This window comes from Ezakiella peruensis (assembly GCF_900215725.1).
Classification (GTDB): domain Bacteria; phylum Bacillota; class Clostridia; order Tissierellales; family Peptoniphilaceae; genus Ezakiella; species Ezakiella peruensis.
In genome coordinates this window covers 322538-348329 of record NZ_LT962469.1, presented here as the reverse complement: position 1 = coordinate 348329, position 25792 = coordinate 322538, and the positions used below count along the sequence as shown (strand labels likewise).

Sequence of the window (25792 nt, the reverse complement as noted above, 5' to 3'; positions counted from 1 at the left end):
CTTGCAAGCACAAGTTAAAATTATTTTATAAAAACAAAATCATAAAAAAAGAACCGCCCATAGCGGTCCTCTCTTCTAAAAATTCAAGACTAATATCTTCTCATTTCCCTTTGGAATTTTATTTGGTAAAGATGGTCGATATATTTGTCGTTATTTAATAGCCCATTGTACCATCTTACTTTTTCGACTGGCATGCTTGGCCCATCATCTTCGATTGCGTGATTGTACCATCCGTAATCTGTTCTTTCCTTGTCCTTATAATTTACAGCGTAGGTGTTAGCTGCTGTTAGGATTTCATAGTAGGACCACATGTCTTTGTCAATGTCTTTGAAGGTCTTGAGTGCTTTTTCAATATCCTTAATATTTGCTTGCATGTATTCAATGTATTTTTCATCAATTGGTCTGCCAAAAGCTTTATTTAGGATTGTGGCTACTTCTTCTCTAGTGATGACTGCATCTGCATTAAAGTTTGCCCTGCCGTCTTTGTAGAGTTCTAGCCACTTTTCTTCATAAGCTGCTTGGACTTCTGGTCTTGCCCAGTGGTCAAATTTCATCTCAAAGGCATTGCCGTCTTTATTATTAAGTTTTTGGAAGCGAGAGATTGTTGCAATTAATTCTGCCTGTGTGATTTCTCTCTCAGGTTCAAAGGTTCCCATGTCTGTTCCCTTAAAGACTCCTGCTTCTGTTGTAGTAATAACTGCTTGGTAATACCATTTGTTAGGGTCTACATCTGGGTATGGGTTATAGTCGCCGTATGTCTTGTATCCGTCATAAGCAAGAGCCCTGGCAAAAATTTGTGTCATCTCTGCTCTTGTGATTCCTTTCTTTGGCATGAATTCATTATTTTCATTACCTTCCATATACCATCTGTATACATCCAAGTCCCTGCGCTCTGGTTCAGATTTTTCATTTAAATAATCTGGACTAGGATCGTAAAAATATCCAGGATCGTATGGCTCAGGTTTTGGTTCTGGTTCGGGTTCTTCTGCCGCCCATTGAGCAATAAAGATATAATCTGCATCTAAAACAAACTTATCTCCAGCTTTGAAAATTTTGCCTTCATTTATTTTTTCAAGCACATCTTTTGGTAAGGCCTTTAGTATTTCTTCTGGAATATTCATTGAGCACTTCCAGCCTGTAAACTTATAGCCCTCTTTCTTTGGTGCATCTAGTAATGTTATTTCTTTATTTATTTCGCCTTTTACAACTCTTGTATCCTTTGGATTTTCTCCTTCTGTAAACTCTCCACCATTTGGATCAAAGAAAGCGCTAAGCTTTTCGTTCTTGTAGTTCACATCGTAGTTATTTAATAGTGACTTTGCTACATCTTCATTAGGAAGTGTTTCTTTAAATGAGTTTCTATCAAATTTAAGGTCTGTATAGTCTTTATAATTTTTTGGCGGATCTACAAAACCTGATAGGGCCACATTATCTTTGAATACTGTGTCAGCTGCTGTTGATAAATTGTTATAAGCATTTGCTTTAAGAGTATCTTCGACAACATCACTTTCTTGATCTTCAATATCATATAGGTAAGGAATTGTATATATCGCCCCACCTTGTCCTACATTACAAATGTTTCCTCTAAATTTTGTACTATCAGAAATTACGACTTTTATATTTTCTTTAATGCCAGTTATTTTACCCTTATTATCTCTAATAAGTCCGTTGATACCAATGGCTCCACCTGAGCCCCCAGCAAAATTGTCTTCAAAAGTAGAGGCTTTAATTGTAGTTTTGTTGTCCATCACCCGTATTGCTCCACCTACACCTGAATCATGTGGATTAGTTTGGTCATCTTGAGGATAAGCTAGAGCTTGGTTTTTTGTGAAAGTAGAATTTGTAATTTCTGTTGGGAAAGCTGTAAAAATGCCTCCACCTTCTAAAACTTCATTTCCTGTAAAACTTGTACCTTCTACTTTTATATTACTTAAATCTGTATCAATATTTACGTCAGCGGCACTTGAAATACCTGCTCCTCTTACTGCACTATTTTTAGTAAATGTAGAGTTAGTAACTTCTAGTTTAGAATTTTTATCAACAAATATTCCTGCTCCACCATAATCAACTGAATTTTTTTCAAAGCTTGTATCGCTTACTATTGTTGAATTTTGTGCATTATTATTAATATAGATTCCGCCGCCTTGTAGAGTTTTATTTTCTATAAAGTGACTACCTTCAATTGTTGTGCCATTAGCAGTATAAATAGCTCCACCATAATATTGTGCATAGTTTTTATTAAAATTAGCATTTTTTATGCTAGAGTTTCCTTTATCAAAAATCGCTCCACCCCAAGCTGCTTTATTTTCTTCAAAATTACATTTAATAACTTCTACTTCATTTGGATTGTTTCCTTGAATGAAAATGCCTCCACCACTATTATTAGACGCATTTTTCTCAAATTCTGCTTCTTCAATTTTAGCCTCAACACCTTTATTGATATAAACAGCGCCACCGTTTTTATTACATTCGTTTTCTAAAAAGTAAGTTTTTTCTATATCTAATTTTGAAGTTCCTGATTGATAGATAGCACCTCCATCAGTGTTTGCTTTGTTTTTACCAAAATTAGATCCTTTTATTTTGGTGTCCATAAAGTTCATAATTGCTCCACCATAATATGAAGTAGAGTTGTTTGTAAATTCAGTACCATCTATATTTAATCTTGAGTTTGCATAAATTGCTCCACCTTGATTGCTTGAGGCATTATCAGCAAGCTTAGCATTTTTTATATTTATTTCGCTAGTTTCCTTTGAAGAGTATATAGCTCCACCATATTCAGCTTGATTGTTTGATATATTTGAACCATTAATATTTACAGTAGCATTATTTGAGAGTTTAATAGCTCCACCAAATTTAGCTTTACATCCATTGATTGATGAATTAGCATCCATATTAAGAACAGTATCATCTAATAATGTTATTCCGCCGCCACAACTGCTTAAACTTGTATTACAATTAGATATATGAGTATTCTCTAAATTTAATGTCGTCGTATCGCGCAATAAAATACCGAAGTAATTATCATCTCCAACTATGTTAAGATTCTTTATAGTGACAGTTTTATTTGATCCTGGACCACCGCTATGGGCAGGTCCAATTTGAAAAATCCCTGGGTCATTTGTATCATTTCTTTTTAATGTAAATCCATTGCCCTCTAAGTCTAAATTAAAGTGAGTGTAGGCGTCATCTGGTGTATTATTATCACCAAATCCAGCATAAGGCTCTATAATCCAATCTTTCTTTAACTCCATATACCAATTCAAGTCTTTTTGACTATCTATTCTCGTTGGATCGTTACTGCTTATAAAACCTTCTCTATAAGCCATGTGATGTCTGAATTGTAATTCTGTAAAGATAGGTCCAGCCACTGTACCACTTGGTTGAGTATCGCTTATACTGTTCGTACCAATCTTTGCTCCTGGAATTTCAAAAGCTCCACCATCTTGCCTTTTAAAGACCATAAAGCAATCATCTGCTATTTGATTGTACTCTTCTTCTGTAAGATTGTAAAATGTTTTGCCAGATTTCGTATCAAGAGAATTACCATAAGTTCTTACACCGTAGAAGTTTCCATCTTTATCCTTGGCTATGGTATTGATTGTGCTTAAATCAAAACCTTCTGGAACACCTACAGCAACAGGTATTTCTTCATCACTTATTTCTATTTCATCAGAGTCTGATATTTGATCATCTTCTTCGATTGATTGTGCATGCTCATCAGCCTCTTCCGCCACTACTTCTTCCTCTTCAGGAACTTCTATTTGTGGCTCGTCATCTTCAATTGGTTCTTCTGGTTCTTCTGGCTTTTCTGGATCCAATACATCTGAATCTAATACTTCACTTGCATTTACATCTTCAATATTTTCTTCTAAGGCAAAAATATTTACTGCTGATGTAAGTATGAGTGCTAAAGCCAATAAAATACTTATAACTTTGTTTTTCATGTCCTCCTCCTTGTGTTTTAAATTTATATACGAAGATTAATCAACAAACTAATTCTTCTATATTGTAATTATATTATATATATATATATATATATATTGTCAACGCTTTTACTTATCTTTACAAAATATATATTTGCATTCGCATTATGTTTTTTATCTGCTATTTCTTTTAAATTTATCTTGATTTTATCCTGCAAATGCACTAAGATATATTTAGCGAGGTGAATTATGAAGAAAATTGTTGTTATTTTAACTGGCGGCACTATTGCTATGAGGATTGACCCCAAACTGGGGGCTGCAATTCCATCTCCAGTTGCCGATGAACTCATGAAAAATGTCAAGTCCCACATCCACGGTGTTTACATAGAGGAGAGGGAGATTTTTAATATTCCTAGTCCCCATGTCACTCCAGACCGCATGGTTGAGATTAGAAACGAAGTTTTAAAGGCCCTTGACGAGGAGGATGTAATTGGTATTATCGTTACTCACGGGACGGACACCTTGGAAGAGACGGCCTATTATTTGGATGTAACTATAGATAACAAAAAGCCGATTGTCGTTACCGGCGCTATGAGAAATGCATCTGAGCTTGGCTATGATGGGGCTTTAAATTTAACTGCTTCTATTGCAACGGTCTTGAACGAAGAATCTGTGGGCCTGGGCACGCTTGTGGTTATGAACAACGAAGTGCATTCAGCTGCTCAAGTTACCAAGACCAATACCCTATCGGTCAACACTTTTAAATCTCCTGAGCTTGGGCCTCTGGGGATTATAGATAATGACGAAGTGCTTTATTATAGGAGAGAAAAATCTGTCAACAAGTGCTGTGTAGATAAGCTCGAGCACAAGGTTGGTCTAATCAAGATGGCTGTTGGCATTGAATCAGATATTTTTGATTTTTATATAGACCACGGCTACAAGGGTTTGGTCATCGAGGCTTTGGGCAGGGGCAATGTCCCTCCAGCAACTATGGCCGGCATTAAAAAAGCCATTGCAAAAGACATTCCTGTCGTCTTGGTCTCCAGGTGTGCAACTGGTCGTGTCCTCGGCTCCTACGGCTACGAAGGCGGCGGCAAACAACTCTTTGAAGAGGGCGTTATAAACGGCGGCTATTTGCCTGGTCAAAAGGTAAGAGTTGCTCTAATGGCCCTGATTGCGGCTGGAAAAAGTAAAAAAGAAATCGAGGAATTCTTTAAAATATAATGAATTTAATTGAGTACACAGATGATTTTTCACCCAATGGCTACGCCCACTCAAAGGACTTGTACCTGGATATAGAGACGACTGGAGTTCGCAGGTACGCGGACTTTGCCTGGTGCATTGGCTACAGTTATATAAAAAATAATGAAATTCATTCCAAGCAATTGTTATTAAATAATTCTAGCGATGAGCTTGCGAGTTTGTCTCTTCTCCAACACGAAATGGACAGGTTTGATCGGATAGTTACCTTTAATGGGGACGTCTTTGACCTGCCCTTTCTTTATAAGCGGGCTCGGTCCTATGGGATGGAGCTGAATTTTCCCAAAGAGAGGGTCGACCTCTACAAGCTCCTACGTGCCAACAAAAAATTTATGATGCTGGATAAAATCAATTTAAAAACTGCAGAAATTTTATCGGGGATTGACCGGGACGACAATGTAACAGGATATGAGACCATCAAGCTCTACGAGGAAGTGGTGAGGATCGGGGACGAATCCAAAAGGGACATGCTTTTGAAGCACAATTACTACGATGTAAGAAATCTGCCAATCCTTATGAAGATCTTTTTGCCAATAAAAAACGCCCGCACAATTGACCTGGGAGACCAAAGTTTTTTTGTAAATGATTTTAATGTAGTCGGCGACAGTTTGGAAGTCAGGATTTCTTCTAAAAACGAGAGCCTGCAGATAAATTACTACGATGAATTTGTGGCCATAGATGGGGACAAGCATGAAATAATAATTCGCTTCAAGGTAAAAACCGCCCTAAAAGACGGCAAGGCCATTTCCTACTTCGCCCACAACAATCGGGTCTTTCAAATGGACAAGCTCTTTTATCCTATAATAAAAGAGGAAGTGACTGGTGCTTTGGAAAAAATTTGTAAATAAAAATCGCCCTTGATCTTGCAAGATCAAAGACGAAAGATGATAAGGACTCATTAGGAGTCCTTTTTTATTTTAAATTTTGACAAATAAAAAAGCCGTCAAAAACGGCAGGCAAAATCAGTATTTAAAATCCTTAAGTCTCATCGCTAAATAAAGTCGGGACCACGATTCCAAACACCATTAATAAGACTAAAATAATTACAATTAAAATTATCAAAGCCAAAGCATAAACCATACAATCACCTCATGAATATATTATAGACCATAAGTGAAAAAAGTTCAAGGCGAAAGGTACCCCCTTATTTCCGTGTCCGGATTTAAGGGGGCAATACACATTTCACAAAGCCATTTTTTTATTTAATTTATTTTAATTTTATTACCCAGTATCGAAGCTAGAATAAATAATATATCTACACTTACTATCTGTAATAAATAGATTTATCCTTAATCTCCATTATGCCATCAGCTAATTCATTATAATTTTCATCATGAGTGATTACTACAATCAATTTATTATTTTTTTCTTTTTCAATATATTTCTTCAATAAACTAATCGCTTTAGTTTCAAGATTAGTTGATGGCTCATCAATTAAAATAAGCTTTCTATCTAAATTTAAAACTCTATTTAGCGCTATTTTTTGTGCTTCTCCACTAGAAACATTTGGAGGATTTGAAGTAACTTTTTTATCAATCTGCATTTCATAAAGAGAATTTTCCTTTAAATTACCTAGTGAAATATTTTCACCAACTGTATCATCTATCAAAAATAAAGGATAATTTAAAATAGAAATGTTGTCTTTGAATTCATCGTTAATATATATTGATCCATCAAGCTGATTAATATCATATATCCCAGATATAATATTAAATATTGTAGACTTTCCGCTACCATTTGGTCCTTGCAATATATAGAAACCCGTTGATGGCAACTTAATATCAATATCATATAGATTATTTCCCAAATTATCTTTTACAATGCCTAATGCCTCGATTCCATAATCCATATCTTTAAATGATTTTTTATAATCATAAATGTTTTTTGAACTATGCGAAAGAATAATATTTACTCTATCAAAATTAGGTTTACCACTCTTTATAGTTTGCAAGATCTTGGAAATATTTGAAATAGGCTCAAAAAGGAATCCGCAAATACCAGAGTACATAATTAGGTCTCCTATCGTCATCAAACCCTCGGAAACGAAATTCGATCCTAAAAATAGTATAATAATCTGTGTGATTACTCCAAAAATTGAATATATGGAGCTAAATAAGTTTTCATAAAAAAACTTTTTCTTATCAGCTACATAAAATTCATTTACATGCAATTTATAACCTTCTTCAATATTTTCTTTTTTATCCAGCATTTTTATTATCGGAATATTTTCTGAGTAATTTTTTATAACACTAATCATAGAATCGTTTTTTTCTAACAATATCTTATTCTTTCTTTTTATCACCATAGAACTTACCACAGAAGTGATAAAATATATAGGTAGCATTATTAATGATACGATCAGTAATTCTCTGTTAATATTGTACAAAATATAAACAGCTAAGATCACAAATATAGTATTTCCACTAACCCCAGATATTGCCGCAAGTGTCATATTTGCGGTTGAAAATGTATCCGAAAAAATTATATTTAAAATACTAGACTTATCATATTTATCATAATCGGAAGGAGAGAGTTTTAATATTTTATTAAATATAGAATTAAATATCCTGCCACCAATATTTAAAGTGCTTTTTTGAAAATAATAATTCGCAAAATAGAATACTAGTCCCAATTGCAAAAAAATCAAAAAGACAACTATAAAATAAAACTGTATATTAGTAATCTCAGCAATTCCCTTTGCATAATCTGCAATTAATTTGTTAATATAAAAAACAGATAAGAAGGATAGCAGAGCTATTATATATCCAACTGTTGCAATTAAAATCTCCGTGAATTTTATTAGCTTGTGCTTAAACAATTTAAACATTTTGCCCCTCCATTTCTCCTTCTTTAATTGTAAAAATATTGTCCGCAATGTCATCAAAACTATCATCATGCATTATTGCAATAATTACTTTGTTATCTTTATTCGAATAAATATAATCTTTTAGTACAGCTATTGCATCGACTTCAAGATTAGATATAGGTTCGTCAAGTAAAATCATATCTCTATCTTCAGAAATAATTCTGGTTAAAGCAACTTTCTGTGCCTCACCACTGGATAGATTTAGGGGATTTAATTTTATTTCTTTCTCCATATTGATATGAAATATGTTTTTCACATTATCAGAAAACATATTTTCTTCAACACTACCTTCTATAAAAAAGAGCGGATATTTTAGGATAGACATATTGTCTAAATATTTTTTGTTTATAATACAATCGCCTTTAATTTGATCGGGAGAGTATATCCCAGCAATTATATTAAAAAGAGTAGATTTGCCAGATCCATTAGGACCCTTTATAATATAAAATCCAGACTCTTTAATTCTAAGATTTGCCTTATAGAGTAAATCTTCTTTTTCATTATAAATATTACAGTCATTAACATAAATTTCATCTTCAGCATCTGAATACAATCCTAAATATGCTTTATTATCAATTTTATTATATAAAAAATTTTCCATTTTCTCCACATTAACCCTATAACTTTTTATATCTGTTATATATAAAAATATATTAGACAACGGAGTATAAAATTGACCTGCAATACCTATATAAAAGAATAATGTACCTAATGTCATTTGACTTTCCTTTACATAAAAAGCTCCTAAGAAAAGAAGTATTACAGGCAATAATATGGTTATTAAAACAGGTATTCTCTTTAAAAATAGAGTTAAAAACTGAAAGCTTTTTTGACTATCTAAAAAATTTTGCAACTTTAGATTCAATTTGCTTTCAAAATATTCGTCTCTATCATATAAATACATATCCTTTTTATGCATAATAAAATTTTGTGTCTCGCCTATAAGCACATTTCTATTAGTAATCATTTTTTCTTGGATTGCATTTAGCTTCATATTATTAAGAGAAATCGCGATTAGCATAATAGGAACTGATACTAAAACATATATTGTCAAAATATAATTAATATATGCAAGTATTAACAAAGTTATAACTGACTGAAATATCAATGTCTTTATTGCAAATCTTCTTTTCACAATTGCATCCGATACATTTATACTATCAAACATATATAAACCAAGAACCGAATTGTTTCCATATGTATTATATACATAGCTAGGCATTTTTTGAGATTTTTCAAAAATTTTATACAAGAGATTTCTTCTTGTTTTTTTCGTATATTTGCCCATAATATAAAAGTTTGTCATATAATTAATCATTACAGACACGAATGTTAAAGCTAATAAGCCGCAAAAAACATTAAATCCGATATGGTTAGTTTCCATATTTTCAATCATCATCTTGTTAATATAGGGCGGAACAAAAGAAACTGCAAAACCAACCACGTATAATGAACACATTTTAAATAAGTCATTTTTGCTTAAAAGGTCATTATCTTTAAATATTTCTAGTCTCTTCTTCATAAATCATCCTCACATAATCATCAAAAAAATATTTTTCAGGAACACAGTTATTCATTACCTAAATTTACTCGAGTTTTCTTTACACTTTTATTATACCACAAATTAATCGTTTTGTTACAGACAGTTGTCAGGTTTTTTAACAAACAGTTGATTTATTTTTATTTAATTGATAAAATCATATTTGGTGATGTTATGAATGAGTTTTCTAAAAAAATTTATGATGATATAGTTAGTGATATCAAAAATAATAAGTACATGATTGGGGATAGACTTCCCTCTATTAGACATACAGCATTGTTTTATAATGTAAAAAAATATTATGTTGATGTTGCATATGATAAATTATCAATAGAAGGTTATATTATTTCACGAAAAGGCAAAGGTTTTTATGTAAATAGTAAAACTGGTAGATATGTTATTAATATTAACGACAATAGTCACATTAACAATAAAGCAAGCAATACAATCATACCTATGATAAGAAATTTTCATAAAAATACTTTTTTCAAGAAAAATATAGATGAATTAATTTATGCTGGATTCAAGGAATTAAATAATTCTAATGCAAATATTCTTTTTCATCAAAATTCTGGAATTGGTAATCCAAGATTGCGAGAGATCATTGCTGAGTATTTATTAAAATTGTATGGTTTGAAAATTCACCCCGATCAAGTACTTGTCTCTTCCTCAAAAAATCATATTATAGATTATTTAATGTCAGAATATAACTTAAAAAGCATCTTCTTAGAAGAGCCTAGGACAAACTTAAAATCCAGCATTTTTAATGCTAATAAATATAATATAAAATATCTGCCGCTAGATGATGAGGGCGTTATAGTAGATAAAATCCCACCAAAGTCCTCTATTTTATATATTGAAAGTTTCGACCAATTCCCTACTGGAACATCCTATTCAAAAAAACGTAAAGAAGAGCTTGGAAGCTTTTGTAATGAGAGCAATATTTTTATAGTTGAAAATTTATATAGAAAAGACTTTGTATTCGAAAAACAACAATTCATGTTTAACGATTATAGAACATTTTTGCTTGGGGATATGTCTGGAGTTTTCCCAATATCTATAAAATTTGCGTTTTTAATAATGCCCAAAGGTTTTATGGCAAAGAATTTTAAAACTGAAATTTCATCGCTAACAGAAAATTTTGTTATCAATTGTTTTAAAGACAGACTGTATTATAAAAAAACAGAAAAGCTGTGGAAATTTTTAATTAGTTTAAGGAATAAAATATTAATTGAGGCAAAAAAAAGACAACTAGATTTCCATTGTACCAGCTCAGGTTTCTACCTATCAATAAGGATTCATAACGACAAAATAAAATATATTAAGCAAAATTTATCTCTATTCCCATTCAACATATATCCACAATTCTTTCAAATTGATAAAGACGAAACTATTTTTTCATTCAACTACATGAATTTAAATAAGGATAAGATAGGAGAATTTCTAGATTTTATATTATACGGAAAAATCAATACAAGCGAAGAGCCTGAGAATTAGTCCTCAGGCTCTTCATTTTTTTCGTCTTCTTTGTTCTTATTATCTAGCATTAGTTCTTGATTCTTTATTATCTCTTTAAGAAGTTTATTCTGTTCATCTATATAATCACTAATCATTGATACTGAAAACCAAAATATTATAATGGTCCCTAATTGGAAATAATCATTTGCGAATACTATATTGATTGCTATTCCAAAGAATATAACAATCATTAAATATAATTTATTTTCCATTCGTTTTCACCTCAAAATACTGGCATCCACAACCATCTAGCATCTGTTGAGAACAAAAATTCGCGAGCCCTTATCTAATCTTATTTACATGAAGCTTGGTAGATGCTATCTACTGATTCTTCTAATAGTTTGTCGAATTCAAATTCGCCCATTTGTGCCTTGAGGCCTTCTGTGAGTGCGCGTGAGAAAGATGCGACTACGCCATGGTTTTCGGCAAGTCTCTTGTTGGATTCTTCACGTGAGTAGCCGCCACTTAGGGCAACAACTCTGATTACTGCAGGATTGTCATAGAGGCATTCATATAAGTTAGCCTTTTCTGGTAGGGTAAGCTTAAACATAAGTGGTTGGTCGCCCCAATTTTTTAATTCTTCGACTAAGGCTGCCTTTAAAAGATCTTCAGCTTCAGCTTTTTTATCCATGGAGATGGTAATTTCAGGTTCAACTATTGGAACTAATCCGCCATCTGCAATTCTTTTGGCGTATTCAAATTGTTGTCTAACAATTTCCTTGATGCCTTCTTCATTGAGCTCATTTATAACAGATCTCATCTTGGTACCAAAGATATTTCTTTCCTTGGCACGGGCAATCTTTTCATCCAAGTCTGTGATGTCCTTCATAAGTCTAACCCCGTCTTTTTCGTCAGCTAGACCGAGGTCAACTTTTAAAAATGGAACGATTTTCTTTTCTTCCCATAAAAAGTCTCCTGTATACTTGTCATCGATCTTGGAATCCATGGTTACTTCAAATAAAATAGCGCCGATAATCTTTTCACCTGTGAATGATGGTGATTTAATAATGCGTGTCCTCATTTGATGGACAATGCTAAACATTTCTTCATCATTACCATAGGCATCCTTGTCGATACCGTAGTTTAGTAGGGCCTTTGGTGTTGACCCACCACTTTGGTCTAAGGCTGCAATAAATCCCTTGTCTTCCTTCATTATTTTTAACATTTCTTTGTTCATAGATTACCTCCAATAATTTATGTATTAATTATACCATATATGTCTAATTTTATCCAATATAAGGAAAAGCTGGTCATCAATTGCAAATTGAGCCTGGATATAGTAAAATAAGCCTAGTATATAAAAGGAGTAGACTATGCGCTTAAGTAAAATTTTTAGTAGATTAAATATAGATGAGAATTATGATTTTGATATAAAAAAGATTGAGACCAACACAAAGAATTGCGACGACCACACTCTCTTTGTCGCCATCAAGGGAACTCGGGTGAACACCCACGAAGAAAAATATTTGATGGAAGCCTATAACAATGGAGCTCGTGCCTTTATAGTTGAGAGAGAAGTATCTTTGCCAAAGGACGCGGTCGTTTTTGTGGTGGAAAATTCCAGAAAAACCCTGGGCCTGGTCTCCTCGACTTTCTTTGGCCACCCATCCAAGACCCTTCGGGTAATTGGAGTTACAGGGACCAAGGGCAAGACCTCAGTGGCTTTTATTATCAAGGAAATTATAGAAAAATACGGTTTCAAATGCGGAGTCATCGGCACGAGCGGGATTTTTTACGGAGACAAACATATTAAAACCAATAATACCACTCCAGATCCCTTTACCCTGCAAAAGGCCATGCGCGAAGCCGTAGACGCTGGTGTTCACTACATGGTGATTGAAGTTTCCAGCCAGGCCATGAAGCAGTCACGGGTTTTTGGCACCAGATTTATGGCAAATATTTTTACCAACCTATCACCAGACCACATTGGGCCGCTGGAACACGAAAATTTTGAAGAGTACAGGAAGTGGAAGAAAAATATTTTATTATTAGCCAAAAAAACCATTTTAAATAAGGACGACGAAAATTATGAATTTATGATTGATGGCCTAAAAAATCCCCACGTGAGCGTAGGCAGGTCTGAGGCTGATTTCGTAATCACAAACGAAAGCGAAGACGGCTTTGACTTAAACGGCAAACATATTGCAACCAACCTCCACGGTTCTTACAACAGGATGAACCTTGCACTTGCCCTGGCAACCTTAAATGAAATTGGATTTTCTTTTGACAAGCTGGCGGGCCTGGCAGGAGATTTAAAAATTCCTGGCCGCATGGAAGTATTGGACTACGATGGTCGCAAGGTCGTAATAGACTACGCCCACAATAAATTATCCATCGAATCGCTTTTAGCCGAAATCAAATCATGGAATCCGAACAGGATTTTAATAGCAGTTGGATCAGTGGGAGGACGGACCTATGAACGCAGGCACGAAATTCCCGAAGCCGCCAACAAATACGCCGATGAAATTTATATAACATCGGACAATCCCGATTTTGAAGACCCAGAAAAAATCTTAAGTGAAATGGCCAAGCACTCAACCATCAAGACCCACACAATCGCCGACAGAAAAACAGCAGTCGAGACCATGCTAAAAGATTCCAAACCAGGCGATGTAATCGTCCTCGCCGGCAAAGGTGACGAAGATTTTCAGTTGATTGAGGGAGAGAAGGTTCCTTATTCGGATAGGAGGACCGTAGAGGATTATATACGAACACACAAATAGATATTTCTAAAGGAAAAATCCAGCGAAGCGTGTAGGGTCCACTTTATGTGGACCAAATTTTTCCTTTAGGTCTTTTGGGCGGGACTTTTCGGGCTACATAAAGTAGCCCCTACATTCGTTCTGAATATTTTTTATACCTGTATAAACATTGTGCCATTATAAATTCTTCGCATATAATCTTCGACCGCGGGGCATCGAACCCTCGCAGCCGAAATGGTCTGGGGTGTTCCCAAAAAGTTGGACAAATAATTTGTTCATCTAAAAGAATGCTTTCTACTTGCTAACTAAATTTTTGAATGCGATTGTCAAGGGTTGCGAAGCAACTTGCATAGCCCTTGACATAAAGCTTATTCAAAAATTTATCATATAGCAAGAAAGCTTCTTTATGCTCTTTCTTTTTCTTCGTAATACTTGGCCCTTTTTTCATTTGGANTGGGGTGTTCCCAAAAAGTTGGACAAATAATTTGTTCATCTAAAAGAATGCTTTCTACTTGCTAACTAAATTTTTGAATGCGATTGTCAAGGGTTGCGAAGCAACTTGCATAGCCCTTGACATAAAGCTTATTCAAAAATTTATCATATAGCAAGAAAGCTTCTTTATGCTCTTTCTTTTTCTTCGTAATACTTGGCCCTTTTTTCATTTGGACTTAGGTAGTTGTTCTTTTCTTTTATTCTTGTGTTGTTGTAGTAGTCTACAAACTCATCTACAACCTTTTGTAACTGGTTTAGGCTTTTGAATTTTGTTTTACTTAGTTTTTCTCTTTTAATTACTGACCAGAAGCTTTCTATGACTGAGTTGTCTAGGCAATTGCCTTTTCTTGACATGCTTTGGTAGATGTTGTTTTCTTTTAGTAGATCTTGGTATTCTTTGCTGAAGTATATGATGCCTTGGTCTGAATGAAATGTTCTTCTGTATTCTGCATTATTTGTTTTTTTTATGGTTTCTTTTGCTAGGTCTATGAAGGGTTCTTTTCTCATGTTATCTACTACGTTGTATGAAATTATTTTCCTGTCAAAGCCATCTATGAAGGCGTTTAGGTAGGCCCATGTGTAGTTTTCTTTGTCTTTATATATTTTTACATAGGTTGTGTCTGTAAAGAGTTTTAGATTTGGCATTGTGGAGTCAAATCTTCTTTTTATTCTGTTTGGTATGTCTTTTAGGCTGCCTAGGAATGTGTATGGTTTTCTGGTTTTCTTATTCTTTATTTGCATGCCTAGTTCTTTGTATAGTCTATGGACTTTTTTTATGTTTATTTCTTGATCCTTCTTTAATACTGCGTGTATTCTTCTTAGTCCATAGTTTGGATGAGCTTCTCTTATTTCTAGCATTTTAAGTTTTAGTTCTGAATCTTTGTCTGGCTCTCTCATTCTGTCTAGGTTGTGGTAGAAGGTGGATCTAGCCAGTCCTATTACTTCAAGAATTGTCTTTAGTGGGTATTGTCTTCGGAGGTCTTCGGCAATCCTTGTTTTTTCTTCATTTTTTCTTGAAGTCGAATCCTCCTCAACTCTTTTAAATATGCATTTTCTATTTCAAGTCTTAGTAGCTTCTCATCTTTTTCTTCTAGTTTTTTTATGAATTCATTTTTGTCATCTATGTTTGAATATTTGCTTTTCTTAAGGTTTTTATCTTTACTCAAGTCTTGGCCTTCCCTTCGTATATACTCAGGAAGGAGCCTTTGGTAGTATTTGTATATCCAGCTTGAAAATGTCATGGCTGGTATGCCATGGCTCTTTGCAAACTTTGTTAGGGCATCTCCCTTCCTTAGGTACAATTCTACTAGATTATGTCTTTCTTGTAAAGTTAAGGTGTTTCTTTTGTTTGAGTCCATAAAGGCATCTGGTCCGTATTCGTTGTATGTTTGGATCCAACCTTGAAGGGTTGTTTTGGGTATGTTGTTAATTTTTACAAATTTTCTAAGTGATAGTTTTGAGTTTAGATATTCTTCTACTTTTTTCTTTTTGTAGTCTTTGGTGTAGTCCATGTTCTCCTCCTTTTGTGTCCAATTTTCGGGGAACAGGACANTTTCTTTTGTTTGAGTCCATAAAGGCATCTGGTCCGTATTCGTTGTATGTTTGGATCCAACCTTGAAGGGTTGTTTTGGGTATGTTGTTAATTTTTACAAATTTTCTAAGTGATAGTTTTGAGTTTAGATATTCTTCTACTTTTTTCTTTTTGTAGTCTTTGGTGTAGTCCATGTTCTCCTCCTTTTGTGTCCAATTTTCGGGGAACAGGACAGCCGGGATAAACCACGGCCGCTACCTACGTTCTGACAAATAATCGTCATAAACTAAATTTTTCCACACAAAAACCCTGGACTTAATCCAGGGTTCTTTTTCTTAAAATTGATGGTTCATATATGGTTTTAATACGTCTGGGATTTCAATGGTTCCGTCTGCCTTTTGGAAATTTTCTAGGACTGCTGCGTAGCATCTGCCAACTGCCAGACCACTTCCGTTTAATGTGTGGACAAACTCTGGTTTGCCTCCGGCTTCACGGCGGAATTTAATATTGGACCTACGTGCTTGGTAGTCTTCGAAGTTGGAGCAGGATGAAATTTCTACATAGCGGCCGTAGGATGGCATCCAAACTTCTATATCAAAAGTTTTGGCTGCTGAGAATCCCAAATCCCCACTGCAAAGGGTGACAACCCTGTATGGAAGATTTAAGAGTTTCAAAACTTCCTCTGCATCATTTCTAAGTTTTTCTAATTCTTCATAAGAATCTTCTGGCTTGGTGAATTTTACCAGCTCAACCTTGTCGAATTGGTGGTTTCTGATAAGGCCTCTGGTGTCGCGACCAGCGCTGCCTGCTTCTCTTCTGAAGCAAGGTGTATAAGCTGTAATGGCAATTGTCAGGTCATCGCCGTCAAGTATTTCATCTCTAAAATAATTTGTCAGAGGGACTTCTGCAGTCGGAATTAAGAACAAGTCGTCCTTGTTGACATGGTACATATCTTCTTCAAACTTTGGCAGCTGGCCTGTCCCCGTCATGGATTCGCGGTTGACCACAACTGGCAAATGCATTTCGTGGTAGCCGTGCTTGTGGATGTGTAAATCCAGCATAAAGGAGGTGATGGCCCTTAGAAGTGTGGCGCCCTCTCCCCTAAAGATTGAAAATCTGGATCCAGAAATCTTGTTGGCCCTCTCAAAGTCCAAGTATTTTAAATCTGTGCCCAAATCCCAGTGGGCCTTTGGTTCGAAATCAAAGACGCGTGGGGTTCCTACCTTGTACTCTTCCCTGTTTTCGCTGTCATCAGTGCCAACTGGTACAGATTCGTGGGGTGTGTTTGGAATTTCCAAGAGGGTTTCCCTTAATTCTTTTTCAACTTGGCTTTGCCTATCGTCCAAAACTTTAATTTCGTCGGATAATTTTCTCATGTCAGCAAATATTGCTTCTGTGTCCTTGCCTTCTTTTTTGAGGCGGGGAATTTCCTTGGAAATTTTATTTTGTTCGCTCTTCATATCCTCAACTTTGGAGATGATGTCGCGTCTTTCTTCGTCAAGCTTCAAGGCCTGGTCAAGAGGAAAAGTTCCCTTGCGTTTTTCTATGGCCTTTTTAACTTGGTCATAATCCATTCTGATTCTTTTAATATCAAGCATATTTATGTCCTTTCTTATCTAAGTATTTATCTTTTCAGCCGCAAATTGCTGCCAGTAAATTCGATATTTTTTGAATTGCCAGTTATCCTGGAAAAAATCCGATCCGCATAGCGCTTGGACAAGTCCATAAGGCTGAGATTGGAATTTATAATAAACTTCTTGCCAACGCTGGTCCTATAATTAATGATGTCATATAGGTAGCCGGCGTTCATATTGTTGGCCTGCTCTGTGCCCAAGTCATCGATTATGAGCAGGTCACAGGTCTTTATCATCTGGTCTTTTTGGTCCATGTAGTCCTTGTTGTCAGCGGAATTAAATTGCCTATCCCTGCAAAAATTCATAAGCTCAATGGCAGTTAGATACAAAACCGTAAAGCCCCTGTCCCTAACTTCACTTGCAATGCAGCCTGTCAAATAGGTCTTGCCAGTCCCGCTTGGCCCGTAGAAAAATAGCGAGTCCTCTTCGTTTTCAAAATTGGCCGCGTACTTTTTAGAGAGCCCATAAATCTTTTCCATATTGGCCCTAGGCGAAGATCCGTCCTTGGCCTGGTCATCAAAGATATCTATATCAAAGTTGGCAAAGTTATTATCCTTTATTATACCACCATTTTCCCCCAAATTGAAGTAAGCGTTTATAAGTTCTTTTTTCAGGCACTGGCAGACTTTACCGTTCACATAGCCCCTGTCTTCACATATCTTGCAGTCAAACTGCGGCTTGTCTGCACCTTCGAGCCCTAGGTCTTTTAAGAGCTTGTTCTTTTTATCTGTAATGGCCTCCATCTTTTCTTCGTCGTATACGCCTGTCAAAATTACCTCTTGGCTGGCCTCTATCATTTCATCTTCAATGGCTTGGAGTTCTGGATGGGCTTGTAGTATTTTTCTGTAATTCTCGCTGGCCTGGTTTAATTTTTTTTGCCTTTTTACATTAAAGAGGGATTCAACTTTATTTCTAATATCCATTATAAATCACCCTTCCATCCCAAAAGCGCTTTGAGGTCGTCGTCATCGTAGTCATCAGTTTGCCTAGAGCTATCGTAGTCAAAGCTGCCTGGTTTTTTATTTTCATATGATTTTGTCGGCTTGTTTTCAATTGCCTTTAGGGCATCCTCAGGCGTCTTTACTCCCAGGTCGTGCCAGTTTTCTATAACCGCATTTACATAGGCCACATTTGGCTCACGGATATTTACTGTCTGTGCACAGGCCAGGGAAATTATGTCGTCGCCGTAGCCGTAATCGTATTTCCACTTATTGATAATATTTACAACCGCATCGGTCATGTCCCTATGCTTCATATTAAGAGACTTTCTCACGGTTTCAATGTGAGAATTTAAATTTGCGTCCATGTCGTCCATGTCGTCGATAACTTCGTCCAAAGTCATCTTGCCTTGGTCATGCCAGCGCCTCAAAATCCCCTTTACATAGTCCAGATTTTTTATATTTTTCATATCATAGGTTAAACTCATAGCATGAAGGACCATTTCAGTATCCATATTAAACTCTTCCATCCATCCAATCAAGCGTTTCTTTTCCTCTGGTGCTAGCTGCCTGCGGACAATATGGTCGCATGAGTTAAAAAATTCTCTGATGGCTGGATCTTGGTTGAGCTTGATCAGATTTTCCTCTGGGTTATGAGTTGATAATTTCACCTGGCTAGCGGATTCTGCTATGGCCAAATTCTTGAGCGTTAGTGAATCCACATCAAAGAAAATAATTTCCCCGTCACTGCCTTTTTTTACAATTCCTTCATCTACCCAATAGTTAAAGGCCTTGTCAATCTCGTCTTGGCTAAGGGCCAGAGTCTCTCTAAAGTCTTCATCAGTCACCATTATTTTATTTCTTAGCAAATAATAGGCGTAGAGATAGACCTTTACATAATTTCCAGGCGCCGCTGGTAAAAATGTAGAAAAAAATAAATTTGAAATCGACGTGCGTTCTGGTAGCACGTTGTCAGCTTCTATAAATCTCACACCCATCACCTCCTATTTCCATGATATAGTTTTTGCAAATCGTTATTCCAGGCAAAAATATAAAATGATTTTTCATATCAGATGTGATATCGGCCCTCTTCCCATCAAAAAATGAATAAGACCGTTTAATATATTTAAAGCCCAGTTTCTTATATAAATTTATGGCCCTTTGATTAAAGGCAGCCACAGTTAAATCCATTTTCTTAAAACCCCAGGAAAAATATTTTTCCAAAAAGTCTTTCATGATTTCAAAGCCATAGCCCTGGCCCTGAAAATTGGGATCCATAACCAGGCCAAGCCTCGCTGTACCCTCTTGCCTGTCTATATTTTTTATAGATAAATAACAAATGACTTGGTCGCCTAGACAATAGACATAATACTCATTGTAGTCGTGTTTGGTTTTTTCGTGATGCCAGTACAGGCACTCCTCTGGAGTCCGCGGCCAAAAATCATAGGATTTTAACAAGGGATTTTCATTTGCCCCCCAAGTCCTCATAGCCAAAACATGGTCCAAGGTCATTTGATCGAAGAAAAATTTATTCATAGTTAGATTATAAACCACAAGGGCAAAAACTTCAAGCAAAAACCCACGCTTGGGAGCATGGGTTAGTTTTGATAAATTTTATAATATTTTTTTGTAGAAAAAATCCTCCGCATGTGATGCAAAAATCTTTTTAAATTTTGATCTTTTTCATAATTGCAAGTGTAAGTGGCATTTTTGATATAGGGCTTTATGAGTTTTAAATCATCCTCGTCTGCATATTTTTTCAAGACGCTTTTTGCACAAAAGAGCCAGAGAGCTGGCTTGTCATTTCGCACTTGCGGAAGTGATTTGCCGTAAACCAAATCTTCTATGACATATTTGGACAAATTTTCTCCACTAGCTGTCACCACAAATGACGACCTGCCTTGGCGGAGGTTTATTTCAAAAACCTTGTACTCACCGTCACGGCAATCGTATTTGAAATCGAAATTTGCGAAGCCCCTATAATCTATATCTGTCAAAAATTTTTCAATTTCCTCGTAAAGCTTGTCATTGCCCATGGAGAAAAGTGCATTGTAATTGCCAATTTGACTTGGCAGGCACTCGTCAAGTACACATTTTGCGTAGGATAGCAGTGTAACCTTGCCCTTTGAATCCACATAGGCATTAAGGACGCCCATGTCCTTTGAATCACCTGGAATAAAGTCTTGGATAATTATCTCGCCCTCGTAACCGTGGTCGTAAATTGTGTCGATGATAGCCCTGGCTTCAGCAATTGTCTCTGCCCTATAAGCCTTCTTTTTGCCTGGAAAATCTATGTGGGCATAAGAAATTGAATCGTTGGTCTTAACTGCCAGTGGCGGAACCAAATCGCAAGCGCTAAAGTCCTCAGACTTTTCTATTACAAAGGTCTTGGGATAAGGAAGGCCATGTTCTTCCGCAAGCTTATAAAAGTCGACCTTGTTTTCAAGTTTCTCCTGCATGTCTTGGCTGACCAGATTAAACAAGAAATATTTTTCCAAAAATTCACGATTTTCAATTGCAAGTTTGACATAGCCGTCGCTGCATGGAAGCAAAACTAGCTTTACTCCTTGGTCAATTAGAGCCTGGCCTTGATCTTTTAAAAATTTTTCTATGCCAGCTTTAAAACCCTCGCCGTCGAAGTCCGGATAAGTATTTACCTGGACAATCTTGGAGGCGTCTGTGTATTTGAGTCTTGAAACGCCAAGGGCAATCGAAGTCTCATCGTATTCCATATGGACAGACCTAGCCATGGAATACGCATTTATATCTGTACCTAAAATAATCGCTTTAAAATCCATTATAAATTCTCTTTTAAAAACTCCATTATCTTGTCCAGGGCTTTTTCATTGCCATCTGCAACTTTGACCTTAACGGTGTCTCCCGCCTTGGCTGACAAACCCATAAGTCCAATTAGGCTGTTGGCCTTAGCTGTTTTGCCATTTTTTTCAATTTCTACATCCACTCCCAATTCTTTGACCAAATTTACCAAAAGTGCGGCCGGTCTGGCGTGAATACCTATTGGATCTGTGATTTTAAATTCTCTTTCAATCATAAACTACCTCATTTTATTGGCTTATAGCCTTTCTTTTCAGCTTCTTCCTTGGTGGTAATAGCATTTTCCTTGTCAACCTTGTAACCGTTGGTAATCATGTGGAGGGCCAAGGACTTTGGAATCGTAATTGACTTTTGACTGTCAATATTCATTACATAACTTTCCTTGAGCCTTTCATTTTCGCCGTCAATTCCTTTTAGGTAAAGGCGTTTGATCATATATTTGTCATTGGTCTTATCAATATAAAAACGTAGGTCCACATCCTCATTGGTCTTGAGGTCCTTGAAATATTCGTGCAGGTCTCTTAGGTCCTTGCCTTTGACATTTGTATTAAAGATAAGCTCGGTACTTGACTTTTTATCTGCCTTTAAAATGTCCTTACAGGCCAAAAAGGCTTCTTGGAGTTCCTGGTATCTGTTGGTTTTTTCGTCATCGGTTTCAGTCCAAGCCCAATTGGAATCTGGAGTTGTAAGGTTTACCATGCCATCAATAAAATAATAGCCATAGCGTTCGACAAACTCGTCGCTCTCACCTATAAAGGTCTTGGTGTCCCTATAAAATTCAGAAATCTTTCCCTTGTTTTCTTCATCAAAGAGAATTAGGTCTTGGTCAATTACCAGCAAGTCCCTGTCCTCTGGATTTTTAATTTGCGTTAATACCTCTACATAGGTCGGGGTATCCCAAGCTTTTGTGATGTCCTCAACCGACTCGCTCTTGCATCCAACAAAAGATAAGGCTGCTATAAATGCTAACAATATAATTATTGGTTTTTTCATCTTAATCTTACACCTTCTTAACTGCATAAATTACATTATCGCCAATCCTGTTTATATTGAGGTACAAGGCTTCCTTGTCCCCAGGATTTAAGTTAATATATCTGACGCCTTCGTCAAACCTGGTTGAGGTTGGCTCCTTGAGATTGGTTATTACAAACACCCTCTTGCCGGCGTCCACTAGACTTTCAAAAGTTTCCTTGAGGAGCTGTCTTTCAATTGGATTTATAATCCCCAGCTCATCCTTAGACCCACCTGCAATGGATATCAAAATATTGGATTCGGTCCCGTTTTTAACCCTGGTGAGGAGCTGGTTCCACTGATTAATATCACTGGCCCTGAGTCCTCCCTTGGTATTCTTAAAGTTTACAAATAAAGTGTTACCGTCTGCCACAATCATGTCTTTGGCAATGTTGTCTGACTTTAGATTTGCATTAATCAGAGCAACTTTTTTGTGATTTGCAGTTGCATTTTTTATTTTTTCTGCATCTGCACCCTTGCCAGCAACCACAACTGCTAAATCAGTCGATGCTAAGTCCGCTGATCTCAAGTGGTCGTTAAATAGAGTCCTTTGGTCAGTGAACATCGCAGACGTATCTGGATTTATAACCGCAGCTATGTCTTTGATGAAGAAATTTCCCTTAGCGGAGTTGATATCTCCAGGATTTGAAATGCTGATTGATTTTAACTTTATATCGGTTCCTCCTGGAAGTTTGGCCCTCCATTCGGTGTAGCCGCCAAGTTTTAAATTTTCTTCAAAGACTTGTTCAGATTCAACTCCATCCACCACAACCTTGGTTGAGAGGACTGCGTCCTCACCATGGTTTTTGGTGAAAATCGAAAGCTCTGTTGTGTCCTTTGGCATTGTTGGCGAATTAGCAAAAGCTAGAGTGGCAACCTTTGTGCCCTTAACCTTGGCAAAATTATAATCAAGCCTTACGACCTTTCTCTTGTCTTCCACAACTTTAATAGTAGATGTGGATCCATTTGGGCTGGCAAAACTTGTGAGCCCATCTGCAGATCCCAGAGGATTTACGCTTTCCTTGCGGGCTGATGAGGTCACGACAATTCTATTTTTCGCATTGCCAAAGGCTAAAACTATGGCCCCATTTGTTTTGGCATTATTTCTCTTAAAGACATTGTTGTTAATAGTACCAACGCCGCCAACTACAGAAGTCTTTAGCTCGTGAGCACGTATAAGAGCGCGGTTACCAACAGCATCAATCCCATAGACATTTGGAATCCTATAAGATCCACCAGCCGCTAAGCCCAAGGTATCTGTGTCTAAAAGTAAAACGCTTGGACTATCCAAAACTTCCATGGAAACTGTTTCGCTCAAATTTCCATAGGTTACAGTTAGGTCCATCATGCCGGATTCAGTTGGCATAAAGCTGTGTTTGTTGACCTTGATAGGCAGATTTGCACTTAGCTTAACCTGTGATAGATCAGCCTTTACAGGATTACCATTTATATCATAGGCTTCTATATTTATCCACTTGGTGGTGTTTTTAAATAACTTTTTACCTTCAGTTATAACTTTAATCTTCACTGGCTGACCCACAGTTGAAGTGGATTTAACCCCAACCCCATTTAAAACTGAGCGTTCAGATGAAATGTAGTTTACAACCTTGGCCTTGCCAGAGTTTACATCCTTGATAGCCATAGTTGTTGAGCCGCCACCGTCTAGGTTGACGGCGTCAGTCGCCCCAAATGAAAGCAAAAGTTCCGCAAGCTCGGACATTTCCATGCCGTGGTACTGGCTCCTGCCATCCACAGTTACCAGGAAGATATCCCCAGTCTGCTTGTTAAAACCAATGGCCGTACGCGGATGCCTGCCCGGAGCATCAATGCCTTCATTTACAATGGCCCCATCCCTTAAAATTACAGCACCAGCGCCAATGCCGAACTTAATATTATTAATATCGACTCCAGTGATATTAAAGGCAATGTCCTCGCCAACATTTGGCAAATATAAGCCATCTTTAATATTTAAAACATAACCGTTGTCAGGAATTTCCAAGGGAGCACCTTGGTCAGCCCTAGCGATTACCTTGCCATTAAGAACTGCAATTTCAGTTTGTGAATTGACTTTGCCGCCCCGGGATTTCTTCCCCCAAGCGCGGGTGTACATGCCAGTTGATCCGTAGTTGTTGGGCTTGTTAACAATACCAACAGGAATAGTCTTTCCACCAACGCTAACGCTCATAGCGATATTTAGCTTTTGAATGCTGGCTTGGTTATTGTTATCAATGGTTAAACTTGGTCCGTCCCCATTTGAATAAATGACTTGGCCGTTTTTAATAGCTGGCCCAAGTGGGAAGGCTGGATTATAGTTAAAAAAGTCACCATTGATACCAGCAGTTACTCCATGGCCATCAACCATCTTGGAAACCGCCATGCCTCTTGACGTGGTATCGTAATTGTAAATCGGCACCAGGCTAACAGTAGAATCATTTAAGTTAAATTTAATAAGATTAATACCCCTAACCCCATCGGATGTAAATTGCAAAATTTCTTCGTAATTTACCCCCTGGGCTATGGTCTTGGTCTCTTTCTTTTCTATATAATTGTATTGTGGCTTGGCGAAAGCAAATGATGTCGACATGAGCATCGATAGGCACAAGGCCACAAATCTTTTTTTGTTTTTCAAATTGAAAACCCCCATTTAAATTTTAAAAAGTATACAATAATTATATACTTTTGCCAGACCATAGTCAAATAAAATAGGCAAAAGACACCTAATTGTAAGCCATTTGTAACGATAAATCATGTGGCGAAAACAAATACGCATACAGATTTCCTGCCTTTAATGTGGGCAAAATTTTTTCTTCACATATGTAATTATGTCTTTGCAAATAAAAAAGAGCCATACTTTTTGTATGACTCTTTTAAAAATTTTTCAAAATTCTAGTGGGTTTTGCCACCTGTAACTTTGATGTCTGCATCGTTTTCAATAATGGCTTCAATTGCTAGCTCAAGAGCTTTTACAATTGTGTCTAAAGCCATGGATGGCATATTCTTTTTGTCTGTAACTTGTTCAGGCAAAAATGGAATGTGGATAAAACCAGTTCTCATCTTTGGATATTCAGTCGCAGCTATGTGGGCAACTCCGTATAAAACGTGGTTGCAGATAAAGGTACCTGCTGTATTTGAAATGCTTGCAGGAATTTTGCCTTCCTTGATGTGTTCAACCATAGCCTTGATTGGCAGAGTTGAAAAATAAGCGGCTGGGCCATCTTCGGCAACTTTTTCATCGATTGGTTGGTTGCCTTCGTTGTCTTTAATCCTGCAGTCATCGCAGTTAATGCCAACTCTTTCAACTGTAATGTCTGGTCTGCCACCAGCTTGGCCGATTGATAAAACTACGTCTGGTTTTACTTCTTCAATCTTTTGTCTGATCTTGTCTACAGATTTTCCAATTACTGTTGGAATTTCTAGCTTAATAATTTCTGCTCCCTTGATTTCATCTGGTAATTTTTTTACAGATTCAATGGCAGGGTTAATGGATTCGCCTCCAAATGGGTCAAATCCTGTTACTAAAATTTTCATTAAATCACTCCTTT

General features: G+C 36.5%; 20 protein-coding genes. 4 read left to right on the top strand and 16 right to left on the bottom strand.

Annotation, left to right across the window (positions count from 1 at the left end; genetic code table 11):
- Positions 1 to 89: 89 nt before the first annotated feature.
- Complete coding sequence (locus CUU59_RS01705) at positions 90 to 3944, bottom strand: S-layer homology domain-containing protein (RefSeq protein ID WP_099950290.1); 3855 nt, start codon at positions 3942 to 3944, stop codon at positions 90 to 92.
- Between the two features lie 228 nt (positions 3945 to 4172).
- Here CUU59_RS01705 and CUU59_RS01700 point away from each other — a divergent pair, with 228 nt between their 5' ends.
- Positions 4173 to 5147, top strand: a complete 975-nt coding sequence (locus tag CUU59_RS01700; protein WP_099950289.1) for an asparaginase — start codon at positions 4173 to 4175, stop codon at positions 5145 to 5147.
- Positions 5147 to 6031, top strand: coding sequence for a ribonuclease H-like domain-containing protein (locus tag CUU59_RS01695; RefSeq protein WP_099950288.1), 885 nt, complete (start codon positions 5147 to 5149; stop codon positions 6029 to 6031). The genes CUU59_RS01700 and CUU59_RS01695 overlap by 1 nt, the downstream gene beginning before the upstream one ends.
- Before the next feature lie 416 nt (positions 6032 to 6447).
- Here the strand turns inward: CUU59_RS01695 and CUU59_RS01690 are convergent, their stop codons facing one another.
- Complete coding sequence (locus CUU59_RS01690; RefSeq protein ID WP_169922819.1) at positions 6448 to 8010, bottom strand: ABC transporter transmembrane domain-containing protein; 1563 nt, start codon at positions 8008 to 8010, stop codon at positions 6448 to 6450.
- A complete protein-coding gene (locus CUU59_RS01685; RefSeq protein ID WP_099950286.1) occupies positions 8003 to 9571 on the bottom strand; it encodes an ATP-binding cassette domain-containing protein in 1569 nt (522 codons plus the stop codon). The genes CUU59_RS01690 and CUU59_RS01685 overlap by 8 nt, the downstream gene beginning before the upstream one ends.
- A gap of 192 nt (positions 9572 to 9763) precedes the next feature.
- Between CUU59_RS01685 and CUU59_RS01680 the strand changes: the two genes are divergently transcribed.
- Positions 9764 to 11086, top strand: coding sequence for a GntR family transcriptional regulator (locus CUU59_RS01680; protein ID WP_099950285.1), 1323 nt, complete (start codon positions 9764 to 9766; stop codon positions 11084 to 11086).
- Here CUU59_RS01680 and CUU59_RS01675 read toward each other — a convergent pair.
- Both CUU59_RS01675 and CUU59_RS01670 read right to left on the bottom strand, forming a co-directional pair.
- Positions 11083 to 11319, bottom strand: coding sequence for a hypothetical protein (locus CUU59_RS01675; protein WP_099950284.1), 237 nt, complete (start codon positions 11317 to 11319; stop codon positions 11083 to 11085). The two genes, CUU59_RS01680 and CUU59_RS01675, sit on opposite strands and share 4 nt — an antisense overlap.
- Before the next feature lie 80 nt (positions 11320 to 11399).
- Positions 11400 to 12284 (bottom strand): fructose bisphosphate aldolase, encoded by an 885-nt coding sequence (locus tag CUU59_RS01670; protein ID WP_099950283.1) that lies wholly within the window; start codon positions 12282 to 12284, stop codon positions 11400 to 11402.
- Positions 12285 to 12420: 136 nt separating this feature from the next.
- On the opposite strand from CUU59_RS01670, the gene CUU59_RS01665 reads away from it, so the two are divergent.
- On the top strand, positions 12421 to 13830 hold the full coding sequence (locus tag CUU59_RS01665; RefSeq protein WP_099950282.1) for a UDP-N-acetylmuramoyl-L-alanyl-D-glutamate--2,6-diaminopimelate ligase: 1410 nt from the start codon (positions 12421 to 12423) through the stop codon (positions 13828 to 13830).
- A gap of 597 nt (positions 13831 to 14427) precedes the next feature.
- On the opposite strand, the gene CUU59_RS01660 is transcribed toward CUU59_RS01665, so the two are convergent.
- From CUU59_RS01660 to pcp, 11 genes are all read right to left on the bottom strand, one after another.
- Positions 14428 to 15291 carry an IS3 family transposase gene (locus CUU59_RS01660; protein WP_245870555.1) on the bottom strand — a complete coding sequence of 288 codons (864 nt, stop codon included), beginning with the start codon at positions 15289 to 15291 and terminating at the stop codon, positions 14428 to 14430.
- Positions 15258 to 15812, bottom strand: coding sequence for a hypothetical protein (locus tag CUU59_RS01655; protein ID WP_099950280.1), 555 nt, complete (start codon positions 15810 to 15812; stop codon positions 15258 to 15260). Before CUU59_RS01655 ends, CUU59_RS01660 begins: the two co-directional genes overlap by 34 nt.
- A 355-nt stretch (positions 15813 to 16167) precedes the next feature.
- The gene (gene serS / locus CUU59_RS01650) at positions 16168 to 17430 is read right to left on the bottom strand and encodes a serine--tRNA ligase (RefSeq protein ID WP_099950279.1); all 1263 of its coding nucleotides are present in this window, start codon (positions 17428 to 17430) and stop codon (positions 16168 to 16170) included.
- Between the two features lie 26 nt (positions 17431 to 17456).
- The gene (locus tag CUU59_RS01645; protein WP_099950278.1) at positions 17457 to 18389 is read right to left on the bottom strand and encodes an ATP-binding protein; all 933 of its coding nucleotides are present in this window, start codon (positions 18387 to 18389) and stop codon (positions 17457 to 17459) included.
- Complete coding sequence (locus CUU59_RS01640) at positions 18389 to 19396, bottom strand: DnaD domain-containing protein (protein WP_169922818.1); 1008 nt, start codon at positions 19394 to 19396, stop codon at positions 18389 to 18391. The genes CUU59_RS01645 and CUU59_RS01640 overlap by 1 nt, the downstream gene beginning before the upstream one ends.
- Positions 19377 to 19979 (bottom strand): GNAT family N-acetyltransferase, encoded by a 603-nt coding sequence (locus CUU59_RS01635; protein ID WP_099950276.1) that lies wholly within the window; start codon positions 19977 to 19979, stop codon positions 19377 to 19379. The genes CUU59_RS01640 and CUU59_RS01635 overlap by 20 nt, the downstream gene beginning before the upstream one ends.
- A gap of 23 nt (positions 19980 to 20002) precedes the next feature.
- Positions 20003 to 21202, bottom strand: a complete 1200-nt coding sequence (locus CUU59_RS01630) for a carboxylate--amine ligase (RefSeq protein ID WP_099950275.1) — start codon at positions 21200 to 21202, stop codon at positions 20003 to 20005.
- Positions 21202 to 21456, bottom strand: a complete 255-nt coding sequence (locus tag CUU59_RS01625) for an HPr family phosphocarrier protein (protein ID WP_099950274.1) — start codon at positions 21454 to 21456, stop codon at positions 21202 to 21204. Before CUU59_RS01625 ends, CUU59_RS01630 begins: the two co-directional genes overlap by 1 nt.
- A gap of 8 nt (positions 21457 to 21464) precedes the next feature.
- Positions 21465 to 22232, bottom strand: a complete 768-nt coding sequence (locus CUU59_RS01620; RefSeq protein ID WP_099950273.1) for a hypothetical protein — start codon at positions 22230 to 22232, stop codon at positions 21465 to 21467.
- Between the two features lie 7 nt (positions 22233 to 22239).
- Positions 22240 to 24879, bottom strand: a complete 2640-nt coding sequence (locus tag CUU59_RS01615) for a phosphodiester glycosidase family protein (RefSeq protein WP_169922817.1) — start codon at positions 24877 to 24879, stop codon at positions 22240 to 22242.
- 257 nt (positions 24880 to 25136) lie between these two features.
- Positions 25137 to 25778, bottom strand: a complete 642-nt coding sequence (gene pcp / locus CUU59_RS01610) for a pyroglutamyl-peptidase I (protein WP_099950271.1) — start codon at positions 25776 to 25778, stop codon at positions 25137 to 25139.
- Positions 25779 to 25792 lie beyond the last annotated feature (14 nt).